Annotated in this window: 7 protein-coding genes; all 7 read left to right on the top strand. The window is 70.7% G+C overall.

From position 1 onward, the window contains the following. Window positions 1-960, top strand: a 960-nt coding sequence (locus tag ACRDPS_RS25645; protein ID WP_431504497.1) for an ATP-binding cassette domain-containing protein, incomplete at its 5' end; no start/stop codon positions are given. After that, a complete protein-coding gene (locus ACRDPS_RS25640) occupies window positions 957-2,030 on the top strand; it encodes an ABC transporter permease (RefSeq protein ID WP_431504496.1) in 1,074 nt (357 codons plus the stop codon). The genes ACRDPS_RS25645 and ACRDPS_RS25640, both read left to right, overlap by 4 nt. A 55-nt stretch (window positions 2,031-2,085) precedes the next feature. After that, a complete protein-coding gene (locus ACRDPS_RS25635) occupies window positions 2,086-3,144 on the top strand; it encodes a substrate-binding domain-containing protein (protein ID WP_431504495.1) in 1,059 nt (352 codons plus the stop codon). A 66-nt stretch (window positions 3,145-3,210) separates the two neighbouring features. Then, window positions 3,211-4,413: a Gfo/Idh/MocA family protein gene (locus tag ACRDPS_RS25630; RefSeq protein WP_431504494.1), complete on the top strand. Its 1,203-nt coding sequence runs from the start codon at window positions 3,211-3,213 to the stop codon at window positions 4,411-4,413. A gap of 58 nt (window positions 4,414-4,471) precedes the next feature. Further along, on the top strand, window positions 4,472-5,479 hold the full coding sequence (locus ACRDPS_RS25625; protein WP_431504493.1) for a sugar phosphate isomerase/epimerase family protein: 1,008 nt from the start codon (window positions 4,472-4,474) through the stop codon (window positions 5,477-5,479). 44 nt (window positions 5,480-5,523) lie between these two features. Beyond that, window positions 5,524-6,489, top strand: coding sequence for a sugar phosphate isomerase/epimerase family protein (locus ACRDPS_RS25620; RefSeq protein ID WP_431504492.1), 966 nt, complete (start codon window positions 5,524-5,526; stop codon window positions 6,487-6,489). A 55-nt stretch (window positions 6,490-6,544) separates the two neighbouring features. Then, window positions 6,545-7,864, top strand: coding sequence for a TIGR01777 family oxidoreductase (locus tag ACRDPS_RS25615; protein ID WP_431504491.1), 1,320 nt, complete (start codon window positions 6,545-6,547; stop codon window positions 7,862-7,864). The last annotated feature ends 1 nt before the right edge of the window (window position 7,865 follow it).

Raw genomic sequence — 7,865 nt, 5'->3', positions numbered from 1 at the left:
GTCATCCGCGACCTCACCACCGAGGGCGTCGCGGTCGTCTACATCTCCCACCGCCTCGAGGAGATCCGCGAGATCGGCGACCGGATCACCGTCCTCAAGGACGGCCGCACCGTCGCCACCGGCCTGCCCGTCCAGGACACCCCGACCGCCGAGCTGATCAAGCTGATGACCGGCCGGGCGATCGAGTACGTCTTCCCTCCCCGCCCCGAGCGTGACCGCTCGCTCTTCGACACGGTCCTCGAGGTCCGCGACCTGGCCGGCGAGGGCCGCTTCCGTGACGTCAGCTTCGACGTACGCGCCGGTGAGATCGTCGGGCTGGCCGGGCTCGTCGGCTCGGGCCGCTCCGAGATCCTGGAGACGGTGTACGGAGCGCGCAAGGCCTCCGCCGGCACCGTCAGCGTGGCCGGGCGGCCGCTGCGGAAGGGGTCCGTACGCGCCGCCGTCGCGGCCGGAGTCGGGCTCGCTCCGGAGGAGCGCAAGAGCCAGGCGCTGCTGCTCGACCAGGCGGTCTACCGCAACATCACGGTCTCCTCGCTGGGCCGCTTCGCCCGCGCCGGCTTCCTCGACGACTCCGCCGAGCGCGAGCGGGCCGAGGAGCTCAGCCGCTCGCTGGACGTACGTCCCACGGGTGTCGAGCGGCCGGTGCGCAACCTGTCCGGTGGCAACCAGCAGAAGGTCGTCCTGGCCCGCTGGCTGCTGCGCGACTGCAGGGTCCTGCTCCTCGACGAGCCGACCCGCGGTGTCGACGTCGGCGCCCGCAGCGAGATCTACAGGCTCATCCGCCGGCTGGCAGACGACGGCGTCGCCGTCGTGGTCGTGTCCAGCGAGGTCGAGGAGGTCCTCGGCCTCGCCGACCGAGTCCTGGTGGTCCGCGAGGGCCGCGTCGTGCACGAGGGACCCGCCACCGAGATCGACGAGTCCGGGGTCCTCGACCTCGTGATGGAAGGAGAGGTCGCATGAGTGAGACCCCCACGACCCCCACGACCCCCACCGCACCTCCCGCGGCGGAGAGCGCCCGGGTCGAGCGGGAGGCCGCACGCAGCGACGAGGTCGCCGACAAGGGCAGCGCGCTGCGGATGCTGCGTACGACCGCCGGCCGTGACCTCGGCCTGGTCATCGCGCTCGCGCTGCTGTGCCTGGTCGGTGTCGTCACCGGAGGTGACCGGTTCGCGGACATCGACAACGTGATGACGATCCTCCGGCTCGCCGCGGTGATCGGTGTGGTCAGTGTCGGGATGACGTTCGTGATCGCCGGAGGCGGGATCGACCTCTCGGTCGGTGCGATCGTCGCGCTCTCCTCGGTCTGGTGCACGGCGCTGTCCACGCAGGTGATGGCCACCGACACCCATTGGTCGATCATGGCGATCACCGCGGTGCTGGTCGGGGCCGGCTGCGGTCTGGTGAACGGCCTGCTGATCGCCTACGGCGGGGTGGTGCCGTTCATCGCCACGCTGGCGATGCTCGCCAGCGCCCGTGGGCTCGCCGAGCTGATCTCCGACCGCAGGACGCAGATCGTCGACGTGCCGGGCTTCCGCGACGCGATGTCCGGTGACCTGCTCGGGGTGCCGGTGCTCGTGTGGATCTTCGCGATCGTCGCCGCGCTCGGCTGGGTGCTGCTCAACCGGACGACCTTCGGCCGACGTACGCTCGCGGTCGGCGGCAACCCCGAGGCGGCCCGCCTGGCAGGCATCAGCGTCAAGCGCCACACGATGATGCTCTACGTGCTCCTCGGCGCCTGCTGCGGCATCGCCGCGATCATGCTGGTCTCACGGACCACGACCGGCAGCTCGACGCACGGCACGCTCTACGAGCTGGACGCGATCGCCGCCGTCGTCATCGGCGGGACGCTGCTCTCGGGTGGCCGCGGCACGATCGTCGGCACCGTCTTCGGCGTCCTGATCTTCACCGTGCTGTCGAACATCTTCACGCTCAACAACCTCTCGTTCTCGGCCCAGTCCGTCGTCAAGGGCTTGATCATCGTCGTCGCCGTGCTCCTGCAGCAGCGCCTCGCACGGCGCACCAGCACCTGACGTACGCCTGTCTGTCTCCTCTCGGCCCCATCACTCCACAGCAAGGAGCCACACCATGATTTCACTGCCGATCCGCAACATCCGTCGTCTCGGAGTCGCCCTGGCGGCCAGCGCCACCGTGCTCAGCCTGAGCGCCTGTATGCCCAGCAACGATCCGCCCGCGAAGGAGACCGGAGGAGGCACCACGGAGGCGAAGGCCGGCTCCAACGACGAGGCCGGCGAGAAGGTCGTCATCGGGTTCTCCGCCCCGGCCGCGGACCACGGCTGGATGGCGGCCATCACCAACGCCGCCGAGGCGGAGGCCGAGAAGTACGAGGACATCGAGCTCCGCGTCGCCGAGGGCACCAACGACGTCAACCTCCAGATCAGCCAGGTGGAGACGTTCATCAACGAGAAGGTCGACGCGATCGTGCTGCTGCCCTTCGACGGTGCCGCGATGACGCCGGTGGCGCTCAAGGCCATGGAGGCCGGCATCCCGGTCGTCAACGTCGACCGCGAGTTCGACGACCCGAACGCCGCCCGCGCGACGATCCTCGGCGACAACTACGGCATGGGCGTCTCCGCCGGCCAGTACGTCTGCGCCGAGGCCGGCGACAACAGCGACGCCGTCGTCGCCGAGATCGCCGGCATCGACTCGCTGCCGCTCACCCAGGACCGCAGCAAGGGCTTCGCCGACGCACTCAAGAAGTGCGGCCTGAAGGTCAACAACCGCGTCGCGGCCGAGTTCACGGTCGAGTCCGGCGAGAAGGTGGCCTCCAACCTGCTGCAGGCCGCCCCGAAGATCGACTTCCTGTGGAACCACGACGACGACCAGGGCGTCGGCGTCCTCGCGGCGATCGAGAACGCCGGCCGCGACGAGTTCACGATGGTCGGCGGCGCCGGCTCGCGCAACGCGATGGATGCCATCAAGTCCGGCGACAGCGTGCTCAAGGCGACCGTCATCTACCCCTCGACGCAGGGGGCCGACGGGATCAGGATGGCTCGTCTGCTCGTCCAGCAGAAGGCGATGTCCGACCTCGTCGAGAACGAGGTGCCGCGCAGCATCCAGCTCTTCGCCCCGGTGGTGACCGAGAAGAACGTCGACGACTACATCGACGCCGCCTTCGCGTCCTGATCACCGTCTGAACCCACCCCGCGCTCGGGCGCGGGGACACCACCTGAGACGAAGGGACGAGGTCACATGACCGAGGCCACGATGACCGACGCTGCGACAACTGAGGGGCGCCCGCTGTCGGTGGGCATGATCGGCTACGCCTTCATGGGCGCGGTCCATTCCCACGCCTGGCGCAGCGCCGACCGCTTCTTCGACCTGCCGCTCCACCCGCGGATGAGCGTGGTCTGCGGCCGCGACGCGGCGAAGGTCGCGCAGGCGGCGGCCAAGATGGGCTGGAAGGAGAGCGAGACCGACTGGCGCCGGATGATCGAGCGTGACGACGTCGACCTGGTCGACATCTGCACGCCCGGCGACACCCACGCCGAGATCGCGATCGCCGCTCTCGCCGCCGGAAAGCACGTGCTCTGCGAGAAGCCGCTGGCCAACTCGGTCGAGGAGGCCGAGCGGATGGCGGCAGCGGCCGCCGACGCGGCGACCCGCGGGATCCGGGCGATGGTCGGGTTCACCTACCGCCGCGTCCCGGCGATCGCGCTGGCCCGCAAGCTCGTCGCCGACGGCCGGCTCGGCGAGGTCCGGCACGTACGTGCGCAGTACCTCCAGGACTGGCTCGCCGACCCCAGCTCTCCGCTCTCGTGGCGGCTCGACAAGTCCAAGGCGGGCTCCGGCGCGCTGGGCGACATCGGGGCGCACGTCATCGACCTGACCCAGCACATCCTCGGCGACACCATCCATGAGGTGAGCGGTCAGCTCGAGACCTTCGTGAAGGAGCGTCCGGTGGCGACCGTGTCGGCCGGGCGCTCAGCCACGGCCGGCACCGAGCGGGGCCCGGTCACCGTCGACGACGCGGCGGTCTTCATCGCCCGCTTCGCCGGCGGCACGCTCGGGGTCTACGAGGCGACCCGCTTCGCCACCGGCCGCAAGAACGCCATCCGTATCGAGATCAACGGCTCGCTGGGCAGCCTCGCGTTCGACTTCGAGGACATGAACGTCCTGCACTTCCACGACGCCACGATCGACGACGAGGAGGGCGGCTTCCGCCGGATCGTCGTCACCGAGCCTGGCCACCCCTACGTCGGGGCATGGTGGCCTCCGGGGCACGGCCTCGGCTACGAGCACGGCTTCACCCACCAGGTCGTCGACCTCGTCCAGGCGATCGCCACCGACACGGATCCGAGTCCGAGCTTCGCCGACGGCCTCCAGGTCCAACGGGTGCTCGCGGCCGTGGAGACGAGCTCCGACAGCCGCACCTGGCAGTCCATACCCGACTGAGCGAGCCCGGCCTGGTCAGGGGCCGGCTGCGTACGAGATCTTTCAGGGAAGGAACAGCATGACCAGACCGATCACCCTCTTCACCGGACAGTGGGCGGACCTGCCCTTCGAGAAGGTGTGCGAGCTCGCCTCCGGGTGGGGATACGACGGGCTCGAGATCGCCTGCTGGGGCGACCATCTCGACGTGTGGCGGGCGGCGGAGGACGACTCCTACGTCAAGGGCAGGCTCGACCTGCTCGAGAAGCACGGGCTGAGCGTCTACGCGATCTCGAACCATCTCAAGGGCCAGGCGGTCTGCGACGACCCGATCGACGAGCGGCACCGCGCGATCCTGCCCGACCGCGTCTGGGGCGACGGCGAGCCCGAGGGCGTACGTCAGCGGGCGGCCGAGGAGATGAAGATGACCGCTCGCACGGCGCAGCGGCTCGGCGTCAAGACCGTCGTCGGGTTCACCGGCTCCTCGATCTGGAAGTACGTCGCGATGTTCCCGCCCGTCACCGAGGAGATGGTGGCCGCGGGCTACCGCGACTTCGCCGACCGCTGGAACCCGATCCTCGACGTCTTCGACGAGTGCGGCGTGCGGTTCGCCCACGAGGTGCACCCCTCCGAGATCGCCTACGACTACTGGTCGACGGTCGCGACGCTCGAGGCGATCGGGCACCGCGAGACGTTCGGCCTCAACTGGGACCCGTCGCACATGGTGTGGCAGCAGGTCGACCCGGTCGCCTTCCTCTGGGACTTCCGCGACCGGATCTACCACGTCGACTGCAAGGACACGAAGATGCAGACCGGCAACGGCCGCAACGCCCGGCTCTCCTCGCACCTGCCGTGGGCCGACCCGCGGCGCGGCTGGGACTTCGTCTCGACCGGGCACGGCGACGTGCCCTGGGAGCAGTGCTTCCGGATGCTCAACGCGATCGACTACGACGGCCCGATCTCCGTGGAGTGGGAGGACGCCGGGATGGACCGTCTTCGCGGTGCCCCGGAGGCCCTGGAGTTTGTGCGGGCGAACACGTTCGACGCGCCCGAGGCCGCCTTCGACGCCGCGTTCAGCACCACCGACTGAGCCCCGCCACCGCTGGGCCCGAACCATCTATCGAGGGAGACGACATGTGCTACGGATACGACGGTGAGGGCGCGCTGCGGCGCTCGCTCGCCCAGCGCGGCGTGAGCCGGCGCACGATCTTCACGGGCGCGCTCGCCGGCATCGCAGGCGCGGCGACGATGGGGGCCACCGGAACCACGGGCACCGCGGCGGCCGCCGCGGCACATGCCGTACGCCGAGTGCCGCCGGGGCGGATCTCGATCCAGCTGTGGACCGTGCGCGACGCGCTAGGTTGGCCGGCCGGCAACGCGGGCTACGACGACACGCTGCGGGCGATCGCCGACATCGGCTATCCCCGGGTGGAGCAGGCGCTCGGCTACTTCGGCAGGACGGCCGCGGAGCTGCGTACGTTCTACGACGAGATCGGTGTGCGGGCCTCGTCCTCCCACGACGGCATCAGCTCCTCGCCCGCTGCGCTGGCGGAGAAGCTGGAGAACGCCGCGACCCTCGGGCAGCGCTTCATCGCGGTGCCGTTCCTCGACTCCTCCTCGCTGGCCGACTGGCAGCTGTGGGCCGAGCAGATGAACACCGAGGCGGCCGCCGCCAAGCGCTACGGGGTGGCGTACGGCTACCACAACCACGCGCACGAGTTCACCACCGATCTGGGTGGCGGCGTCACGCCGTGGGACGTGCTCACCAGCGAGCTCGACCCGTCGGTGGTGCACCTGGAGGTCGATCTCTACTGGGCCGTCACCGGCGGCGTGAACCGTGGCCTCTCCGACGAGGACGCGACCGACTTCGCCCTCGACGTCATCCGGGACGCACCTCAGAAGGTCCGTCAGTATCACGTCAAGGACCGCGACTCGGCGACCGGCGACCACCGCGACCTCGGCACCGGCTTCATCGACTTCGCGAGGTTCTTCGCGGCGCACCGGGTCGAGGAGTACATCGTCGAGAACGACAGTCCCGACGTGACCCCGCTCCAGACGGCCGAGGTCGGCTGGTCCTACCTCCGCAGGCTCCGCTTCTGACCTGCTGGCGGTCGGGCCGGTTGAACGTGCGTCTGATCCGCGCAACGCTTCAGACATGACGTCGCCGCTGGTTCGGGTCCACACGTTGAGCACGCGGGTCGAGGCACCGCTCGAGGAGGTGTTCGAGTGGCATGGGCGGCCCGGCGCGATCCATCGGTTGATGCCGCCCTGGATGCCGGGGAAGGTGCGCGCGGAGGCGACGGACCTGGGCGACGGGACGGCCGTGCTCTCGCTGGCGCCGGGGCTCGACTGGGTTGCGCGGCACGACCCCGAGGCGTACGACCCGCCGCGCCTCTTCACCGACCGGCTCGCCTCGCTGGGACCGCTGTCGTGGACCCACCGGCACGAGTTCGCCGCCGATGCCGGGTCGACCCTGGTCACCGACACGATCGAGACGAGCGCGCCCGGCGGGACGGTGGACCGGATGCTGGCCTATCGGCACGCTCAGCTGGCCGCGGACCTGAGGACCCACCGCAGACCGTACGCAGCGGGCAGGTCCCTCACGATCGCGGTCACCGGGTCGAGCGGGACGGTCGGGCGGGCGCTGGTGCCGCTGCTGACCACTGGTGGTCATCGGGTGATCAGGCTGGTCAGAGGCACCCCGGCAGGGACCGACGAGCGCCGCTGGGACCCATCGTCGCCCGCCCCGGACCTCCTCGACGGCGTCGACGCGGTCGTCCACCTGGCGGGGGCGTCCATCGCCGGGCGCTTCACCGAGGTGCACAAGGCGGCGGTCCGTGACTCCCGGATCGAGCCGACCCGCCGTCTCGCCGAGGTGGCGGCACGCAGCGGCGTACCCGCCTTCGTCGGCGCCTCCGCGATCGGGTTCTACGGCGCGGACCGGGGCCGCGAGCTGCTCACCGAGGGCTCGGGACGGGGCCAGGGCTTCCTTGCCGACGTGGTCGCCGACTGGGAGGCCGCGAGCCGCGTCGAGGGGCCACGCGTCGTCAACGTGCGGACCGGGATCGTGCAGACCCCGGCCGGCGGTGCGCTGAGGCTCCAGCGCCCGCTCTTCGCCGCCGGCCTGGGCGGGCCGCTCGGTGGCGGTGAGCAGTGGCTGAGCTGGATCGGCATCGACGACCTGGCCGACGTCTACCACCGTGCGGTCCTCGACGACACGCTCGAGGGACCGGTCAACGCGGTCGCCCCCGAACCGGTCACCGGCCGTGCCTACGCGAAGACCCTTGCCCGCGTGCTCCACCGCCCGGCCCTGCTGCCCACCCCTGCCCTCGGACCCCGCCTCCTTCTCGGCACGGAGGGCGCCGAGGAGATGGCGCTGGCGAGCCAGCGTGTCGAGCCGGTCGCTCTCGGGACGAGCCATGAGTTTCGCCACCCGACCCTGGAGGCGGCGCTGCGCCACGTACTCGGCCGATGAG

Source organism: Nocardioides sp. (assembly GCF_050699375.1).
Taxonomy (GTDB): Bacteria; Actinomycetota; Actinomycetes; order Propionibacteriales; family Nocardioidaceae; genus Nocardioides.
This window is presented reverse-complemented; position numbering and strand designations above follow the sequence as displayed.

Excerpts from the sequence above, each read along its gene's own strand:
- ACRDPS_RS25630 (WP_431504494.1), top strand. The coding sequence starts at position 3,211 with ATGACCGAGGCCACGATGACCGACGCTGCGACAACTGAGGGGCGCCCG.
- ACRDPS_RS25620 (WP_431504492.1), top strand. The coding sequence starts at position 5,524 with ATGTGCTACGGATACGACGGTGAGGGCGCGCTGCGGCGCTCGCTCGCC.
- ACRDPS_RS25625 (WP_431504493.1), top strand. The coding sequence starts at position 4,472 with ATGACCAGACCGATCACCCTCTTCACCGGACAGTGGGCGGACCTGCCC.
- ACRDPS_RS25615 (WP_431504491.1), top strand. The coding sequence starts at position 6,545 with ATGACGTCGCCGCTGGTTCGGGTCCACACGTTGAGCACGCGGGTCGAG.
- ACRDPS_RS25640 (WP_431504496.1), top strand. The coding sequence starts at position 957 with ATGAGTGAGACCCCCACGACCCCCACGACCCCCACCGCACCTCCCGCG.
- ACRDPS_RS25635 (WP_431504495.1), top strand. The coding sequence starts at position 2,086 with ATGATTTCACTGCCGATCCGCAACATCCGTCGTCTCGGAGTCGCCCTG.